This is a genomic window from Ideonella sp. (assembly GCF_035254525.1).
In the GTDB taxonomy this organism is placed as follows: domain Bacteria; phylum Pseudomonadota; class Gammaproteobacteria; order Burkholderiales; family Burkholderiaceae_C; genus Ideonella.
The window spans coordinates 12940-39336 of the sequence record NZ_DATFAN010000070.1 but is presented as its reverse complement, the minus strand read 5'-3'; the positions used below and the strand labels follow the sequence as shown (position 1 = coordinate 39336).

Annotated in this window: 23 protein-coding genes and 1 pseudogene; 2 read left to right on the top strand and 22 right to left on the bottom strand. The window is 69.5% G+C overall.

Translation table 11 applies throughout. The annotated features are described in order from the left end of the window. From VJ693_RS06945 to VJ693_RS06930, 4 genes and pseudogenes are all read right to left on the bottom strand, one after another. Positions 1 to 455, bottom strand: a pseudogene (locus tag VJ693_RS06945) (3,4-dihydroxyphenylacetate 2,3-dioxygenase); the annotation flags it as partial. A 2-nt stretch (positions 456 to 457) separates the two neighbouring features. Next, complete coding sequence (gene hpaE, locus VJ693_RS06940) at positions 458 to 1915, bottom strand: 5-carboxymethyl-2-hydroxymuconate semialdehyde dehydrogenase (RefSeq protein WP_324152784.1); 1458 nt, start codon at positions 1913 to 1915, stop codon at positions 458 to 460. Continuing rightward, on the bottom strand, positions 1897 to 2694 hold the full coding sequence (locus VJ693_RS06935) for a fumarylacetoacetate hydrolase family protein (RefSeq protein ID WP_324152783.1): 798 nt from the start codon (positions 2692 to 2694) through the stop codon (positions 1897 to 1899). Before VJ693_RS06935 ends, hpaE begins: the two co-directional genes overlap by 19 nt. Then, complete coding sequence (locus VJ693_RS06930) at positions 2691 to 3392, bottom strand: fumarylacetoacetate hydrolase family protein (protein ID WP_324152782.1); 702 nt, start codon at positions 3390 to 3392, stop codon at positions 2691 to 2693. The genes VJ693_RS06935 and VJ693_RS06930 overlap by 4 nt, the downstream gene beginning before the upstream one ends. Before the next feature lie 52 nt (positions 3393 to 3444). Between VJ693_RS06930 and hpaR the strand changes: the two genes are divergently transcribed. Next, positions 3445 to 3933, top strand: a complete 489-nt coding sequence (hpaR, locus tag VJ693_RS06925) for a homoprotocatechuate degradation operon regulator HpaR (protein WP_324152781.1) — start codon at positions 3445 to 3447, stop codon at positions 3931 to 3933. Between the two features lie 17 nt (positions 3934 to 3950). Here hpaR and VJ693_RS06920 read toward each other — a convergent pair whose 3' ends face one another. Genes VJ693_RS06920 through VJ693_RS06865 form a run of 12 tightly spaced genes read right to left on the bottom strand, consistent with a single transcriptional unit; the run spans position 3951 to position 19589 of the window. Beyond that, positions 3951 to 4709 (bottom strand): SDR family oxidoreductase, encoded by a 759-nt coding sequence (locus VJ693_RS06920; RefSeq protein ID WP_324152780.1) that lies wholly within the window; start codon positions 4707 to 4709, stop codon positions 3951 to 3953. Then, the gene (locus tag VJ693_RS06915) at positions 4706 to 6178 is read right to left on the bottom strand and encodes an APC family permease (RefSeq protein WP_324152779.1); all 1473 of its coding nucleotides are present in this window, start codon (positions 6176 to 6178) and stop codon (positions 4706 to 4708) included. Before VJ693_RS06915 ends, VJ693_RS06920 begins: the two co-directional genes overlap by 4 nt. A gap of 12 nt (positions 6179 to 6190) precedes the next feature. Further along, positions 6191 to 6979 carry an SDR family oxidoreductase gene (locus tag VJ693_RS06910; RefSeq protein ID WP_324152778.1) on the bottom strand — a complete coding sequence of 263 codons (789 nt, stop codon included), beginning with the start codon at positions 6977 to 6979 and terminating at the stop codon, positions 6191 to 6193. Then, complete coding sequence (locus VJ693_RS06905) at positions 6976 to 8358, bottom strand: aspartate aminotransferase family protein (RefSeq protein ID WP_324152777.1); 1383 nt, start codon at positions 8356 to 8358, stop codon at positions 6976 to 6978. Before VJ693_RS06905 ends, VJ693_RS06910 begins: the two co-directional genes overlap by 4 nt. Continuing rightward, positions 8355 to 9029, bottom strand: coding sequence for an HAD-IA family hydrolase (locus tag VJ693_RS06900; RefSeq protein ID WP_324152776.1), 675 nt, complete (start codon positions 9027 to 9029; stop codon positions 8355 to 8357). The genes VJ693_RS06905 and VJ693_RS06900 overlap by 4 nt, the downstream gene beginning before the upstream one ends. Continuing rightward, positions 9026 to 10270, bottom strand: a complete 1245-nt coding sequence (locus VJ693_RS06895) for a Tm-1-like ATP-binding domain-containing protein (RefSeq protein ID WP_324152775.1) — start codon at positions 10268 to 10270, stop codon at positions 9026 to 9028. The genes VJ693_RS06900 and VJ693_RS06895 overlap by 4 nt, the downstream gene beginning before the upstream one ends. A gap of 10 nt (positions 10271 to 10280) precedes the next feature. Next, positions 10281 to 11654, bottom strand: a complete 1374-nt coding sequence (locus VJ693_RS06890) for an aminotransferase class III-fold pyridoxal phosphate-dependent enzyme (protein WP_324152774.1) — start codon at positions 11652 to 11654, stop codon at positions 10281 to 10283. Beyond that, complete coding sequence (locus VJ693_RS06885) at positions 11651 to 13105, bottom strand: NAD-dependent succinate-semialdehyde dehydrogenase (protein ID WP_324152773.1); 1455 nt, start codon at positions 13103 to 13105, stop codon at positions 11651 to 11653. Before VJ693_RS06885 ends, VJ693_RS06890 begins: the two co-directional genes overlap by 4 nt. A gap of 30 nt (positions 13106 to 13135) precedes the next feature. Then, positions 13136 to 14110, bottom strand: coding sequence for a WD40/YVTN/BNR-like repeat-containing protein (locus VJ693_RS06880; RefSeq protein ID WP_324152772.1), 975 nt, complete (start codon positions 14108 to 14110; stop codon positions 13136 to 13138). A gap of 13 nt (positions 14111 to 14123) precedes the next feature. Continuing rightward, positions 14124 to 16526 carry an efflux RND transporter permease subunit gene (locus VJ693_RS06875; protein ID WP_324152771.1) on the bottom strand — a complete coding sequence of 801 codons (2403 nt, stop codon included), beginning with the start codon at positions 16524 to 16526 and terminating at the stop codon, positions 14124 to 14126. A gap of 31 nt (positions 16527 to 16557) precedes the next feature. Continuing rightward, positions 16558 to 18237: a DUF1302 domain-containing protein gene (locus tag VJ693_RS06870; protein WP_324152770.1), complete on the bottom strand. Its 1680-nt coding sequence runs from the start codon at positions 18235 to 18237 to the stop codon at positions 16558 to 16560. Positions 18238 to 18254: 17 nt separating this feature from the next. Next, a complete protein-coding gene (locus VJ693_RS06865) occupies positions 18255 to 19589 on the bottom strand; it encodes a DUF1329 domain-containing protein (RefSeq protein WP_324152787.1) in 1335 nt (444 codons plus the stop codon). Between the two features lie 283 nt (positions 19590 to 19872). Between VJ693_RS06865 and VJ693_RS06860 the strand changes: the two genes are divergently transcribed. Next, a complete protein-coding gene (locus VJ693_RS06860; protein WP_324152769.1) occupies positions 19873 to 20856 on the top strand; it encodes a helix-turn-helix domain-containing protein in 984 nt (327 codons plus the stop codon). A 15-nt stretch (positions 20857 to 20871) separates the two neighbouring features. Here the strand turns inward: VJ693_RS06860 and VJ693_RS06855 are convergent, their stop codons facing one another. From VJ693_RS06855 to VJ693_RS06830, 6 genes are all read right to left on the bottom strand, one after another. Then, a complete protein-coding gene (locus VJ693_RS06855) occupies positions 20872 to 21612 on the bottom strand; it encodes an NAD(P)H-dependent oxidoreductase (protein ID WP_324152768.1) in 741 nt (246 codons plus the stop codon). A gap of 214 nt (positions 21613 to 21826) precedes the next feature. Beyond that, positions 21827 to 22804 carry a branched-chain amino acid ABC transporter permease gene (locus VJ693_RS06850; RefSeq protein ID WP_324152767.1) on the bottom strand — a complete coding sequence of 326 codons (978 nt, stop codon included), beginning with the start codon at positions 22802 to 22804 and terminating at the stop codon, positions 21827 to 21829. After that, positions 22801 to 23658 (bottom strand): branched-chain amino acid ABC transporter permease, encoded by an 858-nt coding sequence (locus VJ693_RS06845; protein WP_324152766.1) that lies wholly within the window; start codon positions 23656 to 23658, stop codon positions 22801 to 22803. The genes VJ693_RS06850 and VJ693_RS06845 overlap by 4 nt, the downstream gene beginning before the upstream one ends. 11 nt (positions 23659 to 23669) lie before the next feature. After that, positions 23670 to 24371 carry an ABC transporter ATP-binding protein gene (locus VJ693_RS06840; RefSeq protein ID WP_324152765.1) on the bottom strand — a complete coding sequence of 234 codons (702 nt, stop codon included), beginning with the start codon at positions 24369 to 24371 and terminating at the stop codon, positions 23670 to 23672. Next, positions 24355 to 25089 (bottom strand): ABC transporter ATP-binding protein, encoded by a 735-nt coding sequence (locus VJ693_RS06835; RefSeq protein WP_324152764.1) that lies wholly within the window; start codon positions 25087 to 25089, stop codon positions 24355 to 24357. Before VJ693_RS06835 ends, VJ693_RS06840 begins: the two co-directional genes overlap by 17 nt. After that, a complete protein-coding gene (locus VJ693_RS06830) occupies positions 25086 to 26381 on the bottom strand; it encodes an ABC transporter substrate-binding protein (protein WP_324152763.1) in 1296 nt (431 codons plus the stop codon). Before VJ693_RS06830 ends, VJ693_RS06835 begins: the two co-directional genes overlap by 4 nt. Between the last annotated feature and the right edge of the window lie 16 nt (positions 26382 to 26397).

Below are 26397 nucleotides of genomic sequence, written 5' to 3'. Positions count from 1 at the left end.
TGCACGGTGCACAGCGCCGAGACCGAGACGACCTTGAAGTGCCGGTCTTCGTTCATGTAGCGCATCGGCACCAGCGTGCCGTACTCGGGGCCCAGCGTGGTGCGGTGGTGGGCCAGCGTTTCCACGCCCATCTCGTTGCAGCTGCGGGCCAGCAGTTGGCCGAGTTCCGGGTTGCCCGGGAACTCGTAGTCCATGTTGCTGATGAAGTGCGGCAGCTCGTTGCTGGTGTACTGGCCCTTGAAATGCGGCGCGCAGTTGATGTGGTAATTCGCGTTGACGAGCCAGTGGGTGTCGAACACGACGATGGTGTCCACGCCCAGTTCGCGGCAGCGGCGCCCGATCTCGCGGTGTCCATCGATGGCGTCCTGGCGCGTGCCCTGGCGCGGGCCATCCAGCTCGCTCAAGTACATCGAGGGCACGTGCGTGATCTTGGCAGCGAGTGCAAGTTGGCCCATGGTCAGTCTCCCCAGTGAGGAATGTGGTGCGAGCCCATGGCCACCGCGATGTTCTTGGGCTCCAGGAAGACCTCGTAGCTCCAGGTGCCGCCCTCGCGGCCGGTGCCGCTGGCCTTGGTGCCGCCAAAGGGCTGGCGCAGGTCGCGCACGTTCTGGCTGTTGACGAAGCACATGCCGGCCTCGATGGCCGCCGCCACCCGGTGCGCACGGCCGATGTTCTCGGTCCACACGTAGCTGGACAGGCCGTAGGCAATGTCGTTGCTCTTGGCAATCGCATCGGCTTCGTCGTCGAAGGCGATCAGGCAGGCCACCGGCCCGAATATCTCCTCCTGCGCGATGCGCATGCGGTTGTCCACGTCGGCGAACACGGTGGGCCGGACGAAGTTGCCCTTGGCGACATGCGCGGGCAGATCCGGTGCGTCCAGCCCGCCGCACAGCAGCGTGGCGCCCTCTTTCGTGCCCAGCTCGATGTAGCCGCGCACCTTGGCCAGGTGGCCCGTGCTGATCATCGGGCCGACGATGGTCTTCTCGTCCAGCGGGTCGCCCACGGTGATGCGCCGGGCGCGCTCGGCGAACTTCTGCGCGAAGTCGGCGTAGATCGACCGCTGCACGAGGATGCGGCTGCCCGCCGTGCAGCGCTCGCCGTTGTTGCTGAAGATCATGAACACCGCGGCATCCAGCGCGCGGTCCAGGTCGGCGTCGTCGAAGATCACGAACGGGCTCTTGCCGCCCAGCTCCATGCTGAACTTCTTCAGCCCCGCGGCCTGCACGATGCGATTGCCGGTGGCGGTGGAGCCGGTGAAGGAGATGGCGCGCACGTCGGAGTGCCGGCACAGCGGCTCGCCGGCCTGGGCGCCGTCGCCGTGCACGATGTTGAGCACGCCGGGCGGGATGCCAGCCTCCAGCGCCAGCTCGCCCAGGCGCGCAGCGGTCAGCGGCGACAGCTCGCTCATCTTCAGCACCGCGGTGTTGCCAAAGGCCAGCGCCGGCGCCACCTTCCACGTGGCGGTCATGAAAGGCACATTCCACGGGCTGATCAGCGCGCACACGCCCACCGGGTGGTAGAGCGTGTAGTTCAGGTGTGTCGGCGTCGGGTAGGTGTGGCCGTCGACGCGGGTGCACATCTCGGCGAAGTAGTGGAAGTTGTCGGCCGCACGGGGGACCAGTTGCTTGCCGGTCTGCGCGATCACCTGGCCGGCGTCCATGGTCTCGGTGCGCGCCAGCTCGGGCACGTGGGCGGCGATCAGGTCACCCAGCCGTCGCATCAGCCGCGCGCGCTCGGTGGCGGCCAGGCCGGCCCACGCCGGGAAGGCCGCCTTGGCCGCGGCGACCGCGGCGTCGACCTCGGCCTGGCCGCCGGACGCAACCTCGGCCAGCACGTCCTGCGTGGCCGGGTTGATCGTTTCGAAATAGTCGCGGCTTTCGACCGGCTTGCCGCCGATCAGGTGCTGGATGCGCATGGGGTTGTTCCTTGTCGTCCGAATGGCTCGTCGCCGACGATGGTGTTGATCAGCCGGCCGATGCCGTCGATCTCGGTCACCACCTCGTCGCCGACGTTCACGTTGACCACCCCGTCGGGCGTGCCGGTGAGGATCACGTCACCAGCCTGCAGGGTCATGAAGCCGCTGAGGTATTCGATCAGCGCCGGGATGTCGTTGACCATGTTGCCGGTGTGCCCCTGCTGCGTCAGCTGGCCGTTGACCAGCGTGCGCAGGGCCAGGTCGTGCGGGTCCGGCACATCGGCGGCGTCGACGAACCAGGGGCCGAGCACGGTGCAGCCGTCGCGGTTCTTGACCTGCAGGTTGGGCCGGTACCAGTTCTCCAGGTAGTCGCGGATCGCGTAGTCGTTGCACACCGTGTAGCCCGCCACGTGCTGCATCGCATCGGCGCGCTTCACGCGCTGCGCAGTGCGGCCGATCACCACCGCCAGCTCGCACTCGTAGTGCATGAAGGCCACGTCGGCCGGTCGGCGCGTGAAGCCTCGGTGGCCGATCAATGCGCCCGGGCCTTTCAGGAAGGCCAGCGGCTCATCCTGGGTGGAGACGGTCAGCTCCCGGGCCAGCTCCTTCACATGGTCGGCATAGTTCAGGCCCAGCGCGATCACCGTGCCCACCTCGAACGGCGGCAGCCACACCACCGCGTCTTCGGCCAGCACGCGGCCGTCTTCGAGCTGCAGTCCTTCGGCGTGGGGCACGGCCTCGTGCAAGGCGCCTCCATAGGCCACGCGGGCGGTCTTCATGACGGTGCCCCCGGGGCCTGCACCAGCGAGGCGTCGACCCGGCCCACGCCGGCGATCTCGACCGCGATGTGCTGGCCGGGGCCGGCCAACGGCGCACCGGCCGGCACGCCCAGCAGCAGGATGTCGCCCGGGCGCAAGGTCATGAACTCGCTCACGTCGGCCAGCAGCCGCGCTGCGCCGCGCTGCATGCGCGAGGTGCTGGCACGTTGCGCCACCCGGCCGTCGACGCTGACGGTGATGTCCAGCGCGTCGGGGTCGGACACCGCATCGCGCGCCACGACCTCGGGGCCGACGAGGCAGCTGCCGTCGCGCGCCCTGAAGCGCAGCGCGGGCCGGTAGTGGCTCTCGCACGGCAGGCTCAGGTCGGCCACGACAATGTAGCCCGCGAGATGCGCCAGCGCCTGGTGTCGGGCCACGTGGCAGGCCGTCCGCCCGATCACCAGGCCCAGCGCGGCACCGACCTCGAACCCTTCGAAGCCCGCAGGCACCACGACCTCCGCCCCCGAGGCGGCCAGCGTGTTGCGCGGCTTCAGCCCAAGCACCGGCGCCTTCGGCGGCGCCTTGTACGGCGGCTGGTGCAACGCCTCACCGAGCGCCGCGAGCGCATCGAGATCGTTCATCAGCGTGCCGTAGACGACACCCGACAAGCGCCACGGAGACATCGGGACCGACGACAGGCCAGGCAGGAATGTGTTCACCGAGACCCGCTATTCACTAAGATGTTAGCAATGTATTTGCTAATATGTGAGCATGTCAAGCACCGCACCGCGAAACCGCAGCAAGGCCCCCGCCGCCTTTGCCCATCGCAACCTGCCGCTGCTGCTGCTGCAGGCACGCGAGAGCGTGCTCGCGCGGTTCCGCCCCATCCTCAACGCCAATGGCGTGACCGAGCAGCAGTGGCGCATCGTGCGCGCGTTGCTCGAATCCGGCCCGCTGGAGCCGCGCCAGATCGGCGCGCTGTGCGGCATCTCCAGCCCCAGCATGGCCGGCATCCTGGCGCGCATGGAAGGCCTGGGCCTGGTGACGCGCCAGCGGCTCGACCACGACCAGCGCCGCCTGCGGGTGTCGCTCACGGCCGAAAGCCATGCGCTGGCCGCCCGCCTGGCGCCCGACATCGAGGCGACCTACCGGCAGATCGAAGAGCGCATGGGAACCGAGTTCATCGCCGCCTGCTACACCATGCTGGACGAGCTGATCGAGCGGCTCGGCCCGGGCCAGGCGCCGGCCGACGAAGCCTGACGGGCCAGCGCCGTCGATCAGACCCCGCGCGCCGCCGCCGCCACCCGTGCACCGCCGTCGGCCACCAGGGCCGTGCCGGTGATGAACGAGGCCTCGTCGCTGGCGAGGAACAGGCAGGCCGCGGCCATCTCCTCGGGCCGGGCCATGCGAGCGAGCGCGATGCGCGCCACGGTGCGCTCGCGCGCCTGGGCCTCGTCGACGCCCAGCTCGCGTGCCAGGTCCTGCATCTCGCGGGCGGCCATGGGTGTGTCCACCCAGCCCGGGCACAGGGCGTTGACCCGCACGCCGCGTGCGCCGTAGGCCTGCGCCGCCGACCGGGTCAGCGCCACCACGCCGGCCTTGCTGGCAGCATAGCTCGCCGAGCCGGCGCCGGCGTTGAAGGCCGCGACCGACGCGATGTTCACCACCGCGCCCGATCGCCGTTCCAGCATGCCGGGCAGCACCGCGCGCATCGTGCGCATCGTGCCGGCGAGGTTGATCTCGTGCTGGCGTGACCAGACCGCGTCGTCGATCTCGGCCGCGTCGTCGTTGACGATCACGCCGGCCGCGTTGACCAGCACGTCGATGCGGCCGTGGCGCTCCAGCGTGGCGGCGACCGCCGCCCGCACCTGCGCGTCGTCGGTCACGTCGCATGCCAGCGCGCCCTCGAAGGGCGGCATCGGCACGCCACAGGCCACCACCGCGGCGCCTTCGGCCGCGAAGCGCTGCACCACGGCCGCACCGATGCCGGTGGCCGCGCCGCACACCAGCGCGACCTTTCCTGCGAGGGCGTTCACTGGTACACCCCGCTCTCTTCGACGCGACGGAACTCCTCTTCCATCACGAGTTCCACCCCCGCCGGCGTGAACAGGGGGCGGCGCTGCACGAACAGCGTCCACACCAGCGCATACAGCGCCGTCGCACCGAGCATCACGCCGAAGGGCACGTAGATGTCGCGCGGGTTCATGTTCGGCGGCGTGATGTACCAGATCGCCACCAGGATGCCCACCGACGCCACGAGCTGCGGCAAGGGGAACCACGGCGAGCGGTAGGCGCGCGCCAACTCGGGTCGGCGGATGCGCAGCAGCACCACCGACAGGTTCACCAGCAGGTAGGCCGTGCCCCAGGCGCAGACGGCCGCCAGCACCAGCGGCAGGATGCGGTCGAGGTCGCCATGGATGTAGACCACGTGGGCGATCGGGATGATTGCGGAGACCACGATGCCGACCACCGGGCTGCGGTACTTCGGGTGCAGGTAGGCGAAGGCCTTGGGCAGCGCGCCGTCCACCGCCATGCCGTACAGGATGCGCGGCAGACTCGCCATCAAGGTGTTGATCGTCGCCGCGCCGGCGAGCAGGAAGGCCACGCCCAGCCAGATGCGGCCGAAGGGGCCGAGCACCTGCTCCGCAAAGGCCGGGATAGCATCGGGCGTCTCCAGCAGGTGGACCAGGCCCTTGGCGTCCAGCGGCGTGTTCGGCACCTGGCGCTGCACGGCGGCGCCCCAGATCAGCATGCACAGCGACACGAGGCACAGGCCGACGAACATCGCGCGCGGGATCGAGCGCTGGGCGTGGCGCAGGTCCGGCGCCAGCGGGGTGACGAACTCGACACCCAGGAACATGAACATCGCCAGGCCGACGAGCGACAGCACGGTGTACACGTCGGTGCCGACGTGGGAGGCGCCGAACCAGCCGTCGAGCTGCACGTGCGCCGTCATCGACACGCCCAGCACCCCGAAGATCATCAGCGTGACCCACATGCAGAAGGTCAGCACCACCTCGACCCGGGCGAAGGCCGTGATGCCGAAGTAGTTGAGCACCGCGAACAGCGTCACCAGGCCCACGCCCACCGCCCAGGTCGCGTCGTGCTCGGCCAGCATGCCGTGCAGCGCGGGGAAGTTCACCGTCGCCATCACGCCCGAGAGAATGGTCTCGGCCGTGCCGGCGAACACGTGCACCAGCATGTAGGCCGAGATCGTGCCGGTGATCGCGAAGAAGCGGCCGCAGCCGCAGGCGATGTAGTCGTAGACCGAGCCCGCCGTCGGCAGCGTGGTGGCGGCCTCGGCAAAGGTCGAGGCCTGCGCGAGCATCAGGCCGAAGGCGATCAGCATCGCGATCACGAACACCCAGCCGCCGATCGAGAAGCCGGTGGTCGCGGTGAGGATCACCGGGCTGGCCATGACCACGCCGACCGAGGTGGCCAGTGCGGTCGGGAAGCCGACGACGCCCCGGGTCAGGTGGGCGTTGGTGCGTTCTTCGAGGGTCATGGTGAATTCCGCTCAGGCTTCGTTGAATGTAGGGCTCTCGGGCAGCGTGGAGCCACCATCGACGACGATGGTCTGGCCGGTGACGTAGCGGGCCGCGTCGCTGGCGAGGTAGCGCATCGCGTGGGCGATGTCGTCGGGACGGCCCAGCTCGCCGGCCGGAATGTGGCGAGCGATGCGTGCGGCGCGCTCGGGGTCGGACAGCAGCGAGCCGCCCTGCTTGGCGATGTAGCCCGGCTCGACGCCGTTGACGGTGATGCGCTCGGCCGCCAGCTCCAGCGCCGCGCTGCGGATGAAGCCGTTGACGCCGGCCTTGCTGGCGGCATAGGGCGCGCTGCCGGGCATGGCCACGCGCGGCCCGGTGACCGACGAGGTGACCAGCATGCGCCCGGCCCTGCGCGCCCGCCAGTGCGGCAGCGCGGCCTGCGTGAGCCAGAAGCAGGCCTTCAGGTTGACGGCCAGCGTCTGCTCCAGCGCGTCGTCGCTCACCGCCTCGATGCGCGCCCACGGGTTGACAGCCGCGTTGTGCACGACGATGTCGAGCCCGCCGAAGCGCTGCACCGTCTCGGCCACCGCGCGCTCGGCCTCGACGCGCCGGCCGATGTCGCAGCCGATGGATTCCGCGATGCCGCCGCCATCACGAATCGCCGCGGCGACCGCGGCACCGGCGTCGGCCGTGCGGTTGGCAATCAGCACACTCGCGCCGGCCTCGGCGAAGACCGCAGCGATGGCGGCGCCGATACCGCGCCCACCGCCGGTGACCAGGGCCACCTTGCCTTGGAGCGAGAACGGATCGGGCCTCACTTCACCAGCTCCGTGACCAGCTGGTCGAAGGCTTCGTTGTGCCGGTCCACGTCGTCGGCCGTGGTGCCGGAGCAGCACAGCATCATGTTGTGGAAGGGGGTGATCAGCACGCCGCGGTTCATCAGGAACAGGTGCAGCAAGGCCTCGAGCTCGGCGTCGCGGTGGCGCTTCACGTCGGTGGCGTTGCGCGGCTCGTCCGGCGCGAACAGCGTTTCGACCCGTGCGCCGACCCGCGTGGCGTGCCAGGGCAGGCCACGCCGGGCGATGCTGCCGTTGACGCCGCGCTGCAGGCGATCGGCCAGGCCCAGCATGCGCTCGAAGGCCTCGCCGGTGAGCACCTGCGACAGCACGGCGCGCATCACCGCCACCGTCAGCGCGTTGCCGGCCAGCGTGCCGCCGAAGCCGGCGTGTGCGCTCTGCCGCACGGTCGGCGGCACGCGCGGCAGCACCTGCCACACGCGCTCGGCCATCGCCTGCGACAGGCCGAACACCGCCGCCGGGATGCCGCCGGCCACCGCCTTGCCGAGCACGAACATGTCGGGTTCCAGGCCATGTTGCGCGGTGTAGCCGCCCGGGCCGCTGGAGATGGTGTGGGTCTCGTCGATGAGCAGCACCGTGCCGGTCTCGCGGGTCAGGCGGCGCAGCGCCTCGTGGTAGCCCGGCTGCGGCGCGATCATCCCGTAGTTGGTCATCGCCGGCTCGGCCAGCACGCAGGCCACGTCGCCCTGGCGCAGCGCGGCCTCCAGCGCCGGGATGTCGTTGAACTCGACGACGCGCGACAGCTTGTCGTGCGGGAAGAAGTTGTGGTGGATGTTGTTGCGCATGCGGACCTCGCCATCGCGCAACTCCACGTGGGCCTCTTCGACGCTGCCGTGGTAGGCCCCCGAGAACACCAGCACGCGGGGCCGCTCGGTGATCATGCGGGCCAGGCGGATGCAGGCGCGGTTGGCGTCGCTGGCCGAGGTGGTCAGCGTCCAGTACGGCAGGCCGAAACGGCGGGTCAACTCCTCGCCCACCCACTCGGCGTCGCCGCTGGGCAGCATCAGCGAGGTGCCCACGCGCGCCTGGCGGGCCATGGCCTCCACCACCGCCGGATGGCCGTGGCCGCACATGCCGCCGGTGTCGCCGAGGCAGAAGTCCACATAGTCGTTGCCATCGACATCGCCGAAGCGCACGCCGTAGGGCCGCGCCTCGTCGCGGATGTAGATCGGCCAGCCGCCGATCCAGCGCCGCATCCAGTGCGACGGCGCACCGTACAGCCAGTGCTGCCGGCCCTGGGCGAAGAGTTCGCCCGAGCGGGCATGGGTGGCGGCGTAGCGCGCCTGCTCGGCCGCCATGAGGCTGGCGATGCGCTCACGGTTGTCGAATGATCCGGTCATGGGTTCTCCAGGGAATTCACGGGTGCCCGCACGCCCAGCAAGGCCAGCGCCTCGGCATATGAGCGGGCAGGTTGCATCACGTCGAAATGCACGACCTGCAGCCCGGCGCGCCGGCCGCCTTCGATGTTGCGCAGCTGGTCGTCGACGAACACGCAGTCGCCGGCGTTCACGCCGAGCTCCGCCACGCACTGCGCATAGGCGCGCGGGTCGGGCTTGAGGATGTGGGTGTAGGTGGCGTCGACCACCACGTCGAACTGCGCCATCAGTGGCAGCCGGCGGCGGAAGTCGGCGCCGTAGAAGAGATCGAGCTCGTTGGACAGCACGGCGAGCTTGCAGCCCGCGGCCCTTGCCGCGTCGATGGCCAGCACCGCCTCGGGCCGGATCACCGCCTCGACATCCGCGCCGCGCGCACGCTGCACCAGCGTCTCCATGCGGTCCCAGTCTTCGCCCAGCAGGCGGCCGACCTCGCGCGCCCGCGTGAGCCAGTAGTCGCGCTCGCTGATCCTGTCGGCCTGCATGTCGCGCCACAGCGCATCGCCGGCCGGGTCGAAGGGGCCGCGCCAGGCGAGCGTGCCGGGCGCCAGGCCGAGGGCTTGCTCGCTCAAGGCATGGGTTTCGAACAAGGTGCGGCTGATCACGCCGCCGAAGTCGAGCACCAGGGCGCGGGTCATGTCGCAGCCCCTCGCGAGATGCGGCCATCGGCCACCCATTGGTCGAAAACGCGCAAGGCCGCGTCGGCGAATGCGGGGTCGTTGATGTGGGCGTCCAACTCCACCAGCTCGACATTCGGCGGGGCGTGCCGCCGCGCCGACTCGACGAAGGCCGCCAGGCCCTCGGGGTCGTGCAACGGCTGGCCCGGCCGGTCCCAGCCCTCCACCCCTTGCGTGGGCAGCAGCAGGCAAGTCGGGCCTGTGGCCTCGGCCAGGCGCTCGCCGATGGCGCGGCCCACCGCGCTGCGCTGCCCGGCGTCGATGCACACCGAGGCGATCAGGCGGTTGTGGTCGCGGCGCGGACGGTCGCCCGCGCTGGCCGGCGCTGCGCCCCAGGCGGGAAAGTCGAGCATGTCGGTCGCCCCGGGCGCCACGATCTGCGGCACCCCCGCGCGGCCCGCCACGCGCAACCGGTTGGCCCCGGCCGACACGCAGGACCCGCCCAGGTGGTTGACGAGTTCCTGCAGGCAGAAGTCCATCACCGCGACGAAGCGCCCTTGCGCCGCCAGCGCCTCGAAGGCGCGCCCGCCCATGCCGGTGGCGTGGAAGACCGCGAGGTCGAAGCCGCGTTGCTCCAGCGCCGGCTTGAGCGTCTTCATGTAGGTCAGGGCGCTGGAGCCGAGCGAGGTCATGCCGACCAGCGGCCGCTCGAAGCGCGGCGCCACCACGCACCGCGCCGCGCCCATCACCGCGCCGACGGCCTGCGACAAGGCCGAGCGGCACAGCGCGTTCAGGCCATACAGGCCGCCGGCCCACAGCACCATGATCAGGTCGGGTGGAATGCGATCGGGCGGCAGCAGCGGCGAATACGAGATCGTCGACACCACGACCTTGGGGAAGCCGAGCGGCAGCGCGCTCGCCACGTCCAGCGCGAGGTCCGTCCCCATGGTGCCGCCCAGCGCCAGCAGGCCGTCGATGCGGCCCTGCGCACGCAGCTGCGTCGCCAGCAGCGTGGCACCTTGCGCCATCAGCGTCATCGCCGTGTTCTCGTCGCCGCCGTCGATGATCTGCGCCAGCGTCACGCCGGCCGCCTGGGCCACTTCGGTGTTGGGGATGTCGGGCGCGAAGCCGCCGCGGCCCAGCACGCCGACATCCATCACGAGCGCGCGGCCGCCGGCCCCCTCGATGCACTCGCGCATGAAGGCGACCTCGTCGCTCTTGGTGTCGACCGTGCCGATCAGCAGGATCGTCTTGCTGCTCATCGCGCCGCTCCTACAGCGTGGCCTGCACGGCGGCGAACGAGGCTTCGAGGATGTCGACCAGGTGATCGACCTCCTCGCGGGTCATCACCAGCGGCGGCGACAGGATCATGTTCGGACCGGAGATGCGCACCATCGCGCCGCGCCGGTAGGCCTCGCGCGCCACGCGCTGGGGGATGTCGCTGTTGCGCGGCACCGGCACGCGCCTGGCCTTGTCGGACACCATCTCGATGCCGGCCATCAGCCCCTTGCCGCGCACGTCGCCGACGAAGCTGAACCTGCGCTCGAACTCGGCCAGCCGCTGCTGGAAGTGCGCGCCGACCCGGGCCGCGTTGCCGACCACGTCCTTCTCCTCGATCTCGTCCAGCGTGGCCAGCGCGGCGGCGGCCGCCACCGGATGGCCGCTGTAGGTGTAGCCGTGCGCCACCGTGGCCAGGCCGTTGGCGTCGGCCAGGAAGGCCTCGGACACCTTCTTGCCCAGGGCCGTGGCGCCCAGCGGCACGTAGCCCGAGCTGATGCCCTTGGCCAGGCACCAGATGTCGGCCTTCACGCCCCACAGCCGGGTGCCGAACATCGCCCCCGAGCGGCCGAAGCCGGTGACCACCTCGTCGGCGATCAGCAGCACGTTGTTCCGGTCGCACACCTCGCGCACCAGCGGCCAGTAGCTGGTCGGCGGCACGATCACGCCGGCCGAGCCCTGGATGGGCTCGGCAATGAACGCGGCCACCGTGTCGGCGCCCTGGAACTGGATCTCGCGCTCGAGCAGGCCGGCGCAGATGCGGGCCAGCTCCTCGGGATCCTCGGAGTAGGCGTTGTGGTACGGCCAGGGCGTGTCGACGTGGAAGCAGCCCGGCATCAGCGGCTCGTAGGCACGGCGGATGTTGCCCAGGCCGTTGACGCTCATGCCACCGAAGTGCACGCCGTGGTAGCCCTGCCTCAGGCTGATGAACTTGGTGCGCTCGGGCTGGCCCTGGACCTTCCAGTACTGGCGCGCGATCTTCAGCGCACCTTCGACGGCATCCGAGCCACCGTTGCCGAACAGCACGGCGCCGACGCCATCGGGCGCCATCGTCTTGACGATGCGCGCCGACAGCTCGATCGCCCGCGGGTGCGTCGTGCCGCGGAAGGTGTTGTAGAACGGCAGCTCGTCGAGCTGCGCCACGATCGCGTCGCGGACCCGCTTGTTGCTGTGGCCCAGGTTGGAGCTCCACAGCCCGGCCACGCCGTCGATCATCTTGTGGCCGTCGATGTCCCACACCCAGCAGCCTTCGCCGCGGGAAATGATGTCGGGCCGGTTCTTCTGCATGGCCGCGGGGTGGGCCATGGGGTGGAACAGGTACTGCGCGTTGTCCTGCTTGAGCTGGTCGATGTCGGTCTTCTTGGTCATTGCGGTACTCCCACGATCACGGTCTTCAGGTCGGTGTAGGCCAGCAGCCCCTCGGCGCCCATCTCCTGGCCATGGCCGCTTTCCTTCCAGCCGCCGAAGGGCATCTCGGGCTGCGACACGCCGAAGTGGTTGATGCCGACCATGCCGGCCTCGATCTCTTCGCCCAAGCGGTGCGCGGTCAGGAGGTCGCGCGTGAAGGCATAAGCGCCCAGGCCGTAGGCCGAGTCGTTGGCCAGGCCGATGGCCTCGTCCAGGGTGTCGAAGGGGGCGATGGTGGCGATCGGGCCGAAGGGCTCTTCATGCGCCAGGCGGCTTGTGGCCGGCACGTCGGTGAAGACGGTCGGCTCGAAGAAGTAGCCGGCCCGGTCCACGCGCCGGCCGCCGCAGCGCAGCCGGGCGCCCTGTGTGAGGGCTTCGTCGACGAAGCGCTCCATGTCCTCGATGCGGCGCACGTGCGCCAGCGGGCCCATCTGGGTCTGCGGGTCCAGCCCCGGCCCGAGGCGCAGTGCCGAGGCGGCCTTCGCGAAAGCATCGACCCAGGCCTCGTGGTGGCGGCGGTGCACGTAGAAGCGGATCGGCGATGCGCACACCTGGCCCGCGTTGCGGTACTTGGCCGCCACCGACGACTTCAGCGCGAAGGCCACATCGGCGTCTTCGCACACGACCACCGGCGCATGCCCGCCCAGCTCGGGCGTGTAGCGCTTGACGCCGCGCGCGCACTGCTCGCCGAGCAGCTTGCCCACCGCCACCGAGCCGGTGAACGACACCTTGCGGATGGCCGGGTGGCCGATCAGCGTCTCGGACACCTGCGGCGGGTCGCCGCAGACCATGTTCAAGGCCTCCGGCGGCACGCCGGCCTCGAGGAAGCACTGCACGATCAGCATGCAGGTGCCGGGTGTCTCTTCGGCCGGCTTGATCACCACGCTGCAGCCGGCGGCCAGCGCGCTGCCCAGCTTGCGCGCCGGCAGGTTGGCCGGGAAGTTCCACGGCGTGAACAGGGCCACCGGGCCGATCGGCTGGCGGGTCACGGCCTGCGACAGGATGCCGGCGACGCGCGGCGGCACCAGCCGGCCGTACAGGCGCTTGGCCTCTTCGGCCTGGAAGTCGATGATGTCGGCCGACAGCAGCACCTCGCGCGTCGCTTCGGCCAGCGGCTTGCCCTGCTCCAGCGTCAGCACCTGGGCGATGTTCGGCGCCCGTTCGCGCAACAGCTGCGCCGCCCGGCGCACGACGACGTAGCGGTCCTGCGCCAGCGTGCGGCGCCAGACGCGGAAGCCGCGTTCAGCGGCCTGCGCCGCGGCGTGGAGTTCGTCCGCGCCGGCCAGCGGCAGCACGCCCAGCGGCGACTCGTCGGCCGGGTTGACGACATAGCGTTCGCCGCCGGAAGCCTGGGTGATCCAGCGGCCAGCGACGTGCAAAGCCAGCGTGGGGTATTTGGGTGTGTCCGTCATCATCGAATCCTTGGGTTGTCGCCGCGCGCGTCAGCGTCGGTCAGGCAGCGGCCCTTGCCGCGAGAACAGCAGCTCGCGGCCGTCGGCCAGGCGCAGCGCGCTGGTCAGTGCAGCACGGTCGTCACGTTGTTCGGTGTTGAAGCTGGCGCCACCGTCCTGGCTGCGCAGCACGCTGCCGTCCAGGCCCAGGGCCAGGACGTTCTGCCCGGTTGCCAGCAGCGCGGTGATCGAGGCCTTGCCGGGGTTGTCGACGCGTGCCCAGGTCTTGCCGTCGTCGGCGCTGCGGAAGATCGAGCCACGCAGCCCGGCGGCCAGCAGCACGCCGTCGCTGGCGGCGGCCCCGGCCCAGAACGAGCCCTTGTAGCCGCTGGCCAGGTAGGCCCAGTGCTGGCCACGGTCGGTCGAGCGCAGCAGCATGCCGCGTTCGGCGGTGGCGAGCAGCTCGCCCGTCGGCGTGGTGAAGAGCGAGAACAGGTTCAGGTCGGCCCGCTTGGCGCCTTCGGGCGGCGACAGTGCAACGCTGTCCCAGGTCTTGCCCGCGTCGCCGGTCACCAGCACCAGCGACCACAGGCCCACCGCCACGCCATGTTGCGCGTCGAACATGTGCACGGCAAACAGCGGCCGGTCCTCCTGCGCGGCGCGACGCTGCAGGCGCCAAGTTTCGCCACCGTCCTGTGTCGCCAGGATCACGCCGGCGTGGCCGACCGCCCAGCCGTGCTCGGCGTCGGCAAAGCTCACCGCCGTCAGGGTGCTGTCCACCGGCACCGCCCTGGCCTGCCGCCAGCGCTGGCCGCCATCGTCGGACAGCAGCACCACGCCGTGGTCGCCGACGGCCACGGCCCGTTGACCGGCCAGCGCAGTGCCCAGCATGCCTGCCGTCGCGGCGTGTGCCACCCGGGCGGCCGGCACGGCGCGCGGGCCGGCAGCCTCCTGCGCGGCAACCGCGTGCCACGGGCCCAGCACCGCGGCGCCGGCCAGGATGATTCGTCTGATCGTCTGCAACATGCCCGCCTCTCGTTCAATGCGCCAGGCCGGGCACGTGCACCGGGCCCTTGCGTGGGAACAGGCGCTCCAGCCAGACGGCGAAAGCCGGCAACGCGGTCATCGCCATCACCATGTTGACCATGAACATGAAAGCCAGCAGCTTGCCCATGTCGGCCTGGAACTTCAGCGCCGAGAACGACCAGGTCGCCACGCCGATGGCCAGCGTGATCGCCGTGAAGATGGTCGCCATGCCGACTTCCAGGATCGCGTGCTCCAGCGCCTTCACGATCGGCTGGCCGGCGGCCAGGTGTTGCTGCAGCCGGTTGTAGATGTAGAAGGCGTAGTCGACGCCGATGCCGACCGCCAGCACCATCACCGGCAGCGTGGCCACCGTCAGCCCGATCTGCAGCTCCTTCATGAACCAGTAGCCGATGAAGGTACCCACGGTCAGCGGCAGGCAGCAGGCCAGGACGGCGCGGAAATCCCGGTAGACGGCGAAGACCAGCAGCACGATGGCGCCGTAGACGTACAGCATCATCGGCAGCTCGCTGCGCTCGACCTCGTCGTTGATCGCCGCCAGCACACCCGCGTTGCCGGCCGCCAGGCGGACCGTGACACCCGGCTCCTTGACTTCGCTGCGGAAGGCCTTGACCGCCGCGATGACGCGCTGGATCGTGCTGGCCTTGTGGTCGGTGAGGAACACGTGCACCGCCGTCATGCTGCAGTCCTTGCGCATCGTGCCGCGAACGCGGGCGATCTCGGTGGCCAGCGCGGCGTAGTTGGCCGCATCGATCGGCACCACCCCCATCTTCGGGTGGCCCTCGTTGTAGCCCTCGTTGTACAGGCGCAGCTGGCCGGAGAACGAGGCTACCGACAGCACGCCCTCGACAGGCTGCAGGGCCCAGGTGAAGCGGTCCTGGTACAGGCCGATGTCGACCTTCTCGCACAAGCCGCTGTCGCCGTTCGCGTCGCTTGTGGGCTTCGCCTCGAACACCACGGTCAGCCAATCCAGCCCCGTGTCGTAGTTGGTGGCGATGGCCACCGCATCGCGGTTGAACCGGGCATCCTCGCGCAGCTCGGGTGCGCCGGGCTGCAGCGTGCCCACCACGCGGTCCCGGCTCTGCCACACCGCGGCGGCGAATACCACCGCGACGATGCCCAGGCACACCGCCGCGTTGCGCGGCTCGGCCACCCGGGCCAGCGTGCGCAGCCAGCCTGCGCGCGCGTCGCGCTTGAGCATGGCCTTGTCGGCATAGGCCCGGCCGATGTCGAAGTACGAAGCCGCCACCGGCAGCATGACCAGGTTGGTGACGATCTTGAACGCCACGCCCAGCGAGGCGGTGATGGCCAGCTCGCGCACCATCGGGATGGGGATCAGGATCAGCGTGATGAAGCTGACGAAGGCCGTCACCAGCGCCAGCGTGCCCGGGATCAGCAGGCCCGTGAAGCTGGCACGGCAGGCCTCGAAGCAGCTCTTGCCGTGGGCGATCTCGCGCACGATGAAATTGATCTGCTGCACACCGTGGGACACACCGATCGCGAACACGAGGAAGGGCACCAGCACCGCCAGCGGGTCCAGCCCGTAGCCGAGCAGGCGCAAGGCACCGAACTGCCAGACCAGCGAGGTCAGCGAGCAGACGATGGGCAGCACCGTGAAGCGGATCGAATGGCAGTACCAGTACACCGCCAGCGCGGTCAGCACGAGTGCGATCGCGCAGAACTCGAGCACGGCCGACGCGCCGTCGGCGATGTCGCCGATCTGCTTGGCGAAGCCGATGATCTGGATCTCGAAGTCGGCGTCCTCGAACTTCGCGCGGATGCGCTCTTCGAGCAGGCGGTCGTAGGCGATGTAGTCGAGCTTGCGGCCGTCCTTGTCGAACTCGATCAGCTCGGCCGTCACCATCGCGCTCGTCTCATCGCGCCCGACCAGCGTGCCGACGAAGCCACCCTGCGCCGTCGCGCGGCGGATGGTGGCGATGGTCTCGGGCGTGAGCTGCTCGGCGGTGATCGTGCCGTCGATCAACGGATCCGCCCGAAAGCCCTCTTCGGTGATCTCGTTGACGAAGCTGTTGGGCGTCCACAGCGACTGCACCCCCAGCCGCTCGACGCTGGGCAGGAAGGTCACCGCCTGGGTCACCTCGTACAGGCGCTTGAGCGCCGCGGGCGTCCAGATGCTGCCCTTGCGGCCCTCATGGTCGCGCGCCTTGACGACGATGTTGAGCCGGTTGGCGCCCAGCAGGTCGTTGCGGTACTCGAGGAAGGTCCGGATGTACTCGTGGCCGACCGGCATCTGCTTCTCGAAGCCGGCGTCCATCTTCAGCTGCAGGGCGAACCAGCCCATCACCGCCGTCACGGCGGCGAGAAAGGCCAGCGTGACAGCGCGGTGGGCGAAGAACCAGCGCTCGAGGCCGGTGACCAGGGGGGCAAGCGACAGCATGGCAGTGGCCTCGAGCGCTGGATCAGCGGCGTCAGAAGTTGCGCGACAGGTAGAAGCCGGCGAAGTCGCGGTCACCCAGCGGCTGGTGCGTCGGCGTCTTGCCGCCGAAGAACTTCGTCACGTTCACCCCGCCCTGCCAGCTGGCCGGGTTCCTGATGAAGTTGAGGTAGAAGTTGACCGCCTTGGCGCCTTCGAGCCAATTGCCGAAGAAGTTCGGCGTCGAGCCCTTGACCGCGTGCTGGAAGAACATGCCCGGCACCACCTGCCAGCCGGGGATGATCGACCCGTCGTAGACCAGGCTGAAATCGAACATGTAGCCCATCGAGGTGGCATCGCCGAAGCCCTTGGTCACGCCGCTGCCGTTGGACGGCAGCCACCACAGGCCGGCCACCGGCACCTGCTCGACCTCGACGCCGTCGATGTTGCGGCGGATCAGCTTGTCCTGGTTGATGCCCGGGTAGTGGATGGTGACGAACTCGCCCAGGAAGGTGCCGGTGTCGGCGCCCACCAGCTTCAGCAAGGCGCCGGCGTTGCTCGGGATCAGGCTGTAGATGCCGGTCAGGTGCATCTGGTAGCGCTCGTTGTCGATCCAGCCCGGGCAGTACTGGGTGGTCGCGCTGGTGGGGGTGAAATCCTGCGCGGTGCCGCCGGTGCCGGCGTCGGCACAGGCCGACAGCGCGACCGCGTCCTTGGGCCGGTACGACAGCTCGGCACCCACCGCCCAATCGCCCAGCGAGGTGTTGGCGCTGATGCCGAACAGCTTGCGGTCGGGCAGGAAGTTCCACTGCAGCGTCTCGGCCGCGCCGGTGCTGTAGGCCAGGTTGGGTGTCTTGTCGTGGTAGTTGATCGCGTAGACGCCGAAGTTGGTGTCCAGCGCGTCGGACTTCCAGCGCAGCGAGACGCCGTACTGCCCGCTGCTCTTCGGCTCCTTGTCCTTCTCGAGGAAAGGCAGGTCACCGCGCCCCTTGTCGAAGATGTCGCCCTGCGACCAGTACGAGCCGGCGGGCGGGAACTTGTAGCGGTTCCACTGGAACTGGTAGTAAGCCTCGACGCTGACGCCCGGCGCCACCGTGCTGCTGACGCTGGCGATCGGGGCCGGCAGGAACACCTCTTTCAGCTGCAGGCCCGGGCTGGACAGGCGCACCAGGTCAACGGCGTTGGTCGAGTTGATGCCCCCCAGCGCGAACAGGCTCTCGCCCCAGCTGATGACCTGGTTGCCCACCTTCACGCGGCCGTTCTGGTCGCCCACCGAGAAGTCCTTGCTGGCCCACAGGTCCAGCAGGTTCACGTTGTTGACGATCTCCTTCTTGGCGTCGTCCTGCAGCGGTGTCGTGCGGGTGTCGTCGGCCTTGAAGTCCTTCAGCCAGTTGGCGCGGGCCATGAACTTGAAGCCTTCGGCCGGCATGGTCACCAGCAGTTCGTGCGTGCCCTTGATGTAGCCGGTGAAGAAGTCGCCCTTGTCGTAGTTGAGGTTGCCGTCGTCGGCGCCGGACCAGGTCAATGGGTTGACCTGCGACTCGCTGCAGTGCGCCGTGGGCGTGCCCAGCAGCGCGCAGCTCTGGCTTTGCAGGCGCTGGCCTGCGCCGATGGTGATGGTCGAGTCGAACGAGCCCTTGAAGGTCTCGGTCTCGAAGGTGAAGGCGGCGGCGGGGCCGCCGGCAAGGGCTGCGCATGCGGCAGCCACCGCGCCCGCGAGGCGGTGCAGAGTCATGGTGGATCCCTCCTGGTTCAGCGCTCGCTGATCGAGCGCAGGTTCTCGGCCGTGTAGAAGTTCGAGTTCAGCCGCGGGTTGCCGCCGGGTTCGGTGATCCAGCGCACATCGGCCCCCGTGCCGGCCGCGTGTTCGTCGAACACGTAGCGGCCCTCCAGCAGGTTGTACTGAGCGAAGGCCGAGACGTCGCAGGCCCCCGTCTCGTACACCGGGATCGAGTAGCCCTCGCGCACCTTCCACAGCTTGCCCTGGCCGTCGTAGTCGTCGGCCACCAGCGGGTTCCAGCTGTCCTCGTCGATGTAGAAGGTGCGCTTGGGCGCCAGGTGGCGCATGCCCGCCTTGACCGTCGCCTCCACCACCCACACGCGGTGGGTTTCGTAGCGGCGGTGGCTGGCGGCGATGAAGTCCTTGCCGGCCACGTCCTCGAACTTCGCGCTGAAGTCGTAGGCGCCGAAGGCGTTGTAGGGGACGATCATCTCCTTCTTGCCCACCAGCTTCCAATCGAAGCGGTCCATCAGGCCGTTGAAGACGTAGGGCTCGTCCAGCGTGTACTGGTTCTCGAAGCCGATCTGCGGCGCGTCGTAGGCGTAGGTGGGCATGCGACGCACGCGGCGCTGGCCGGGGAAGTAGTACTGCGTCTCGGTCGGCTGCTCGGTGTAGATCGTGATGGCCAGCGCCTGGCCGGCCAGCGCGGCGGGCGCCGTGTAGCCGAAGTAGACGAAGTTCTCGACCTGCGGCAGCTTGCTGAAACTGGCCGAGCCCTTGGCCCCCCAGGGGAAGTAGTTGGTCTGCTCCGAGAAGGCCTTGATCCACTCGTCGCTGCCCTTGCGCGGCGAGGCGGCGGTGATCACCTTCTTGTAGTCCAACGCGACGCCGCGGTAGCGCATCTTGACGTTCCACATGGCCTGCGCACCGTTCGCCGGCATCGGGAACGGGAAGCCCGGCAGGATTGCCTCCTGCAGGCCCCAGCCGTTGTCCTTGAGCTTGGCGACACCGACGTTCTTCTTCGTGTTGTCGGCCACGAAATCGGGCACGCCGCAGCTGCGGTGCGAGGGGTACACATCCATCGTGTAGCCCTTGGTCTGCTTGACCAGCGCCACCTGCCCCGGCGAGAGCTTGTCGGCGTACTTGTCGACATTGCCGGCGTCGACGGTGAACAGCGGCTTCTCGCCCTTGTGCCTCCAGAAGTCGACGCGCTTCTTGCCCCAGGCCCAGCCGGCGGCGGGCGCCTCGGTGCCGGTGAAGGCCGGCACACTGCCATCCTTGGCGGCGCCCGGCTCGGCGCCGGTGGCGGTGAGTTCCTTGCCCAGCCGCGACGCGTCCTGCGCCAGGCCTGCTCCCGCGGCCACCATGGCGGCCAGTGCCACCCAGGGGCGGACGTTCAGAATTCCGTACTTGCTCACGCTGTGCTCCTCGCGCCGTTCGACGAGCGAGAAGGTATCGGCGGGCGGGCCGACGCCGTTATCGCAAATGCGCAAGGCAAGGCAAGGGTTAACCCGATGCCATCCTTTGAGGTGGCGCAGCTCCCTTGCACGCGGCCGAAGCCGCTCGTTGAGCGGCATCACGACAACTTCACGTTGCCCGGGTTCGACCCGCTGGCCGGCATGCACGTTGCTTGCGAAGATGGCGCCTGCCATGTTCAACCCGCTGCCCGCCGACCCCCACCATGCGCTGCCAGACGCCTGGCGGCACAGCGTGCGCACGGCGGACATCGACGAGCACGCCAGCAGCCAGCCCGAGTGGACGCTGCGCTACCAGCAGCTGTCGCCCGGCCAGTTTCAGGGCACGGTGCACCACGTGCAGCTGCCGGGCGTGCGCCTGGTGCACGAGACCGCCAGCACGGCCATGCACCAGCGCGGCCAGCTCGGCGCCAACCAGTACGGCTTCGGCATGGCCATCGACCTGCCGGGCGAGGCCATCTTCAACGGCCAGCGGCTGGACGAACAGTCCATCATGGTCGGCCGCACCGACGACCTGGACCTCAGCTCCCCGAGCGGTTTCGGCATGATCGGCGTGGTGGTCAGCGGCGAGGTGCTTCGCCCGCTGTGGGAGCACATGTACCAGAAGGGCATCGCCACCTGGCTCGAATCGCAGGTGGTGCTGCGCGCCTCACCCGCTGCCGTGGCGGCCGTGCGCGAGATGCACCTGGCCGCGCTCGCCGCACTGAGCGATCCGGCCTTCGACGAGCGGGCCGCCATCGCCCTGCGCGACGCCGTGCTCATCGAATGGATCGAGGCCATCCCGGCCGCCGTCCACACGCCCGACCTGAAGAGCCTCGCGGCCCGCCGCCGCATGGTCGACAAGGCCTGCGAGCTGATGCTGTCGGGCAGCGACGAAGCGCTGACGGTCCTCGAGATCTGCCAGCGCATCGGCGCCAGCCCGCGCAAGCTGAACTACTGCTTCCAGGACGTGCTGGGCATCGGCCCGGCGAAGTACCTGCGCGCCGTGCGGCTCAACAACGCGCGCCGCGATTTGAAGCAACCCGACAGCCCGAGCACCGGCGTGCAGGACGTGGCCGCCCGCTGGGGCTTCTGGCACCTGGGGCAGTTCTCGCTGGACTACAAGCGGCAGTTCGGCGAGTTGCCGTCGGCGACCTTGCGGTCGGGGCGTGGGCGCTGAGATGCGCCGGCCTGGTCAGAACTCGCGACCCAGGCTGTAGGCGCGGTCCAGATACGCCCGTCGGGTGGCATCGTCTGCACCGTGGACGGCATGGAAGTATTCGTGCTCGATTCGCTTGATGCCGGGGTAATGCAACGCGTACTGGTCGATGAGCACCTTCATCGCCGCCTTGAGACCGGCCTCATACGACTCCTCGTTCCAGATCGTCGTCTGGATGATCAAGGCCTTCTCATGCGTGAGCAGCGGGAGGCGGCCGGCAACGTCGCCTCGCCACGCATCTGCAGTCATCCCGAAAGCGAATCCCAAGCTGAACACGCGGTCGATCCATCCCTTCAGGATGGCCGGGAAGCCCACGAAATACACCGGTGCCACGAAGGCCAGGGCGTCGGCCCGCGCGACCTTGGCCTGCTGTTCGGCCACGTCGCGCGGGGCGCCCAGTGCGTGAAGCCTACGAACGACCTCCCGGTCGTCCCGATCGCCGATCCACCGCTTCACCATCAACCTGCGCAGCGGATTGCGCGCGCCTTCCAGCAGCGACCGCTTGACATGCATGTGCTCGAGCACGTCGTCGGGAACGCTGTCGTCGATCCAGTCCGGCCCGTCCCGGTCGTCGAACACCGGATTGAAGCGGATCGCGTACAGATCGACCACCTCGTTCGTGTGCCCCGCGTCGCGCAGGCCGTCGGAAAAGCGCTCCAGAACCGCATGACAAAAGGACCGCGGGTTGTGATGCGCGTAGATCGTCAGTACGTTCATGCGCGATTTCCCATCGTCACGATGACCGTCACCCCCGTGCCACCGGCGAAGGCGAACTCAAGCGTTGATTACCGCCTGCGCCATGCTCTGCCGATCAGGGCTGTTCGGATTGACCACGCTCAACAGCCGCACCGGTGTGGCGTCCATTGCCCTGCCTGCGCCCCCCAGCCGGCCCGTGCCTCTGCCAGAGCTGCGGCCCAGTCGAACACGGCCATCACGTCGAGGACCAGGGCGGCTGCCGCCGCGCCGACCACCCCTGCCACCCGAAACGCCGCTGCAGCACACCCCACAGCCCGCGCGGCGCGACCAGGCTCAACAGCATCGCCACCGCGCCCATCGCGATCAGGTACCAGCCGCCCGGCAGGCCGAGCCAGGTGGTCAGCCCTTCGCGCAGCGCGAACCAGATCAGCACGCCGAGCACCGGGCCTTCGATCGTGCCGATGCCGCCGATCAGCGTGGCGAACATCATCATCACGACCCAGTTGATGTCGAAAGCCGAATCGGGCGCGACGAACATCGCGCCCATGAAGTAGGCCGCGCCGGCCAGGCCGCAACCGACGCCGGAGATCACGAAGGCCGGGAAGCGAACGCGCCAGACATCGACGCCGATGCTGCGCGCCGCGACCTCGTTGTCGCGCACCGTCATCATGGCCAGCCCCAGGCGCGAGCGCATCAGCGCGTACAGGCCCAGCAGCGCGCCGGCGCCGATCGCCGCCGCGACCCAGAAGCTGATGGCCTGGAAGGCTTCCACGTCGTCCAGCGTCGACAGGTCCAGCGGCAGGCCGCCGGCCGAGCCCAGCGCGGTGGACTTGGAGACGACGAGCGCCGCGATCTCGGCGAAGACCCACAGGCCGATCGAGAAGTAGGCGTCGCGCAGGCGAAAGAGCACCGGCGCCAGCACCGCCGCTGCGAGCCCGCCGGCCAGCCCGGCCAGCGGCAGCACGAGGTGTGGCGCCAGGCCCAGGCGCTGCGAAGCCTGGAACAAGGTGTAGGCGCCGATGCCGACGAAGAGCTGGTGGCCCAGCGACAGCAAGCCGCTGTAGCCGGCCATCAGGTTCCACATCTGCGCCATGCAGATGGCCAGCAGGATCTCGCCCACCAGGCGCAGCACGCCGCCGTCGAGCACCCGGGGCGCGAAGAAGGCGGCGAGCGCGAGGCCGAGCATCGCCGCCGTGGTCAGCCCGCGCTTCATCTCCGGCCTCCCGCCAGGCCCTGCGGGCGCAGCACCAGCGTCAGCACGAACAGCAGGTGCGCGTAGAGCGGCCCTGCGTTCGAGTCGAACTTCTGCCCCACCAACTGCGCGATGCCCAGCAGCACCCCGCCGCCCAACGCACCCCAGAACGAGCCCAGCCCGCCGATGATCACCACCTCGAAGGCGATCAGCATGCGCTCGGCGCCCGAGAAGGGGGTGAACAAGGTGCGTTGCGCGAGCAGGTAGCCCGCGCCGGCGGCGCAAGCGATGGCCAGGCCCATCACACGGCGGAAGACCCGGTCCGGCGCCACGCCCATCAGGCGCACCACCTCGGGCGCGTCGGCCGTGGCCCGCACGATGCGGCCGAACTCGGTGCGCTTGAGCCACCACTGCAGGCCCCCGAAGAGCAGCACCGCCAGCAGCAGCACCAGCAAGGGGTAGACGCCCAGCCGCAGGCCCATCACGTCGACACCCGCACTGCCGAGCGCGCCCGCGTCGACCGCCTTCGAGTCGGCGCCGAACAGCGCCACCATGCCGTTGCGCAGCACCACCGAGAGCCCGAAGGTCAGCATCAGCGGCGTCAGCGGGTCACCGCCCTTGACCGCGCGGTTGAGCAAGCCCGCCTGCAGCAGCCAGCCCGCGCCGTAGCCCAGGGCGAGCACCGGCAGCAGCATCAGCCAGGGCGGTAGCTGCGGCACGAGGCCGACGAGGAAGAAGCCCGCATAGGCCCCGAGCACGATGAATTCGCCATGCGCGAGATTGACCACCCGCATGACACCGAACACCAGCGCCAGGCCAAGGCCGAACAGGCCGTACAGCCCGCCCAGCAAGGCGCCGTTGATCACCGTCGACATCCAATCCACGCTCATTCCCCGAAATACGCGGCGGCGATCTGCGCATGCGACACCGCCGCGCTCGCTTCCTGCAAGGTCGCCCGCCCTTCGAGCAGGCACAGCACCTGGTCGGACACGGCGCAGGCGCGCGTCACGTCCTGCTCGACGAGCACGATGGCCAGCGCCTGGCCGCGGATGCGGGCAAAGGCGCGGTAGATCTCTTCGATCACCAGCGGCGCCAGGCCCAGCGACAGTTCGTCGCACAGCAGCAGCCGCGGGTTGCTCATCAAGGCCCGGCCGATCGCCACCATTTGCTGCTGGCCACCGGAAAGCTGCGTCGCGTTGCGACTGCGCAGCTCGCGCAGCATCGGGAACAGCTCGTACACCGACGCCAGGCTCCAGGGCCCCGCGCGGCGGGTGAGCGCGCCCATCAGCAGGTTTTCTTCCACCGACAGCGCGGGGAACAGCAGCCGCCCTTCCGGCACCATGGCGATGCCGAGCCGGGCGATGCGCTCGGCGGGCAGGTGCGTGATGTCCTGCCCCGCGAACACCACCCTGCCCTGCCCCGCCGGCTTCAAGCCAGCGATGGTGCGCAGCAGCGTGCTCTTGCCCGCCCCGTTGGCGCCGATCAGGGCCAGCACCTGCCCCTCGGCCACGTCGAGCGACACGCCATGCACGGCCTTCAGGTCGCCGTGGCTGACCTCGACGGCGTCGACCTCAAGCAGCGGCGGCATCGGCGGGGATCCCCATGTAGATTTCGCGCACGATGGCGCTGTCCATCACCGCAGCAGGTGTGTCCTCCAGCAGCTTGCGGCCGAAGTGCAGCACCATCACGCGGTCGGCCACCGCCTTCAACGCGTGCGGGATGTGCTCGATCCAGATCACCGCGTAGCTGCGCTTGAGTTCCCGCACCAGATCGACCACGACCTGCACCTCGCGCTCGGTCAGGCCGCCGGCCACCTCGTCGAGCAGCAGCAGCTTGGGCGCCGCGGCAATGCCCTTGGCCACTTCGAGCCGCTTGCGGTCCAGCAGGCCCAGCGCACCAGCCACGCGCTCGGCATGGCGCGCGAGGCCGCAGCGTTCGAGCGCCTGCATGGCCGCGGCGGCCGCCGCGTCGCCGCGCAGCCCGGCGCCGAAGGTGGCGGCAGCCAGCGCGTTCTCGAACACGCTGAGGTGGCCGAAGGCCTGCGGCACCTGGAAGGCCCGCGCCACGCCCAGGCGCGCGCGGGCATGCGCCGGCAGCCCGGCCAGCTCGCGGCCGGCCAGGCGGATGGTGCCGGCATCCGGCATCACGGTGCCAGTCAACAGATGGAACAACGAGCTCTTGCCCGCGCCGTTGGGCCCGATCACGCCCAGGCATCCGCCGTGGCCGAGGTCGATCTCGATCTGGTCCGCGACGACGACCTCGCCATAGGCCTTGCACAGGCCGCGGACCGACAGCTGCGAAGTCATTTCAGCGCCGACAGCAGCTCGAGCTTGCCGGTCAGCGGGATGTGGCTGGCCAGCGCATTGCTCACCACCTGCAGCTCGAACGGGTGGCGCGCGCCTTCCGCGGTGCGCCGCCATTGGCCGCCGGCCAGCGCCGTGCGAGCCACGCTCTTGATCGGGCTGCCCTTGAAGTCGACCTTGCCGACCAGCGTGTCGATCGTCATCTCGCGCAGCGCATCGCGCACCGACTTGCGGTCGAAGGGGTCGGCCGCGGTCTTCAGCGCGGCCAGGCCCACTTCCCACAGCGCGTGGGCGTAACCCAGCGGCTGCGTCCACTGGTTGCCGGTGCCCTTCTCCCAATCGGCCGCGAACTCGGCGGCCGACTGGCCGGTGAGCGAGGATTTGAACGGGAAGCCTGGCGTCCACCAGACCTCGGTCGACATGCCGTTGCCGGCGGCGCCCAGGGCCTTGAGCGCGCTCGGGAACAGGAAGGCAGCCGCGACGGTGCAGACCTCCGGCTTGAAGCCGGCCTGCTGGGCCTGCTTCCAGAAGGTCGCGAAGTGGCTCTCGTACATGAAGCCCGAGACGATCTGCAGGTTGGCATTCTTGAAGGCGGCCACCTGGTTGCTGAAGTCGTCGGTGGCCACCTTGAAGTAGCCGCCGGTGGTCTCCTTGTAGCCACCGCTGCGCAGCGCCGGCGGCATGCCGCGCAGCGGGTCGGCGAAGGCCTGGCCCGGTGGGTTGTCGATGTAGAGCGTGCCCACGGCCTTGTTGGTCTTCGCGCCGTCCCACAGCGAGACGAAGTTCTTCACCACGTCGTCGGCGCCCCAGAAGAAGTGGAACGAGAACGGGAAGCCCTTGTTGACGTTGCCGTTGCGGGCGAACATGAAGGCCTGCCAGGGCGACATCGTGCTGACCATGGGGATGCCGTGCACATCGCACAGCTGGCCGGCGGGTGTCGTCGCATCGCCGTCCTGCACGAGCATCAGGTCGACCTTGTCGCGCAGCACGAGGTCGTTGGCGACCTGGATGGAGCGATTCGGGTCGGACTGGTTGTCCTTCAGCACGATCTCCACCGGCACGCGCTTGCCGCCGACCTCCAGCCCGTTCTTCAGCAGCTCGCGCATCTTCGTGAGGTGCCACTGGTCGGCCACGCCGAACGGCGCCCGCGGGCCCGACAGCGCGGTGATGTAGCCGATCTTGAGCGTGCGCGACTGGGCGATGGCGAAGCGCGGCAGCATGGCGGTCGCGGCAGTGGCGCCGGCAGCGGCAAGCAGGCGTCGACGCGCGGACGAATCGGCAGAGGTCGTGGTCATCGTGGACTCCATGGAG

Excerpts from the sequence above, each read along its gene's own strand:
- hpaE (WP_324152784.1), bottom strand. The coding sequence starts at position 1,915 with ATGCGCATCCAGCACCTGATCGGCGGCAAGCCGGTCGAAAGCCGCGAC.
- VJ693_RS06935 (WP_324152783.1), bottom strand. The coding sequence starts at position 2,694 with ATGAAGACCGCCCGCGTGGCCTATGGAGGCGCCTTGCACGAGGCCGTG.
- hpaR (WP_324152781.1), top strand. The coding sequence starts at position 3,445 with ATGTCAAGCACCGCACCGCGAAACCGCAGCAAGGCCCCCGCCGCCTTT.
- VJ693_RS06915 (WP_324152779.1), bottom strand. The coding sequence starts at position 6,178 with ATGACCCTCGAAGAACGCACCAACGCCCACCTGACCCGGGGCGTCGTC.
- VJ693_RS06905 (WP_324152777.1), bottom strand. The coding sequence starts at position 8,358 with ATGACCGGATCATTCGACAACCGTGAGCGCATCGCCAGCCTCATGGCG.
- VJ693_RS06900 (WP_324152776.1), bottom strand. The coding sequence starts at position 9,029 with ATGACCCGCGCCCTGGTGCTCGACTTCGGCGGCGTGATCAGCCGCACC.
- VJ693_RS06895 (WP_324152775.1), bottom strand. The coding sequence starts at position 10,270 with ATGAGCAGCAAGACGATCCTGCTGATCGGCACGGTCGACACCAAGAGC.
- VJ693_RS06890 (WP_324152774.1), bottom strand. The coding sequence starts at position 11,654 with ATGACCAAGAAGACCGACATCGACCAGCTCAAGCAGGACAACGCGCAG.
- VJ693_RS06885 (WP_324152773.1), bottom strand. The coding sequence starts at position 13,105 with ATGACGGACACACCCAAATACCCCACGCTGGCTTTGCACGTCGCTGGC.
- VJ693_RS06880 (WP_324152772.1), bottom strand. The coding sequence starts at position 14,110 with ATGTTGCAGACGATCAGACGAATCATCCTGGCCGGCGCCGCGGTGCTG.
- VJ693_RS06875 (WP_324152771.1), bottom strand. The coding sequence starts at position 16,526 with ATGCTGTCGCTTGCCCCCCTGGTCACCGGCCTCGAGCGCTGGTTCTTC.
- VJ693_RS06870 (WP_324152770.1), bottom strand. The coding sequence starts at position 18,237 with ATGACTCTGCACCGCCTCGCGGGCGCGGTGGCTGCCGCATGCGCAGCC.
- VJ693_RS06865 (WP_324152787.1), bottom strand. The coding sequence starts at position 19,589 with ATGGTGGCCGCGGGAGCAGGCCTGGCGCAGGACGCGTCGCGGCTGGGC.
- VJ693_RS06860 (WP_324152769.1), top strand. The coding sequence starts at position 19,873 with ATGTTCAACCCGCTGCCCGCCGACCCCCACCATGCGCTGCCAGACGCC.
- VJ693_RS06855 (WP_324152768.1), bottom strand. The coding sequence starts at position 21,612 with ATGAACGTACTGACGATCTACGCGCATCACAACCCGCGGTCCTTTTGT.
- VJ693_RS06850 (WP_324152767.1), bottom strand. The coding sequence starts at position 22,804 with ATGAAGCGCGGGCTGACCACGGCGGCGATGCTCGGCCTCGCGCTCGCC.
- VJ693_RS06845 (WP_324152766.1), bottom strand. The coding sequence starts at position 23,658 with ATGTCGACGGTGATCAACGGCGCCTTGCTGGGCGGGCTGTACGGCCTG.
- VJ693_RS06840 (WP_324152765.1), bottom strand. The coding sequence starts at position 24,371 with ATGCCGCCGCTGCTTGAGGTCGACGCCGTCGAGGTCAGCCACGGCGAC.
- VJ693_RS06835 (WP_324152764.1), bottom strand. The coding sequence starts at position 25,089 with ATGACTTCGCAGCTGTCGGTCCGCGGCCTGTGCAAGGCCTATGGCGAG.
- VJ693_RS06830 (WP_324152763.1), bottom strand. The coding sequence starts at position 26,381 with ATGACCACGACCTCTGCCGATTCGTCCGCGCGTCGACGCCTGCTTGCC.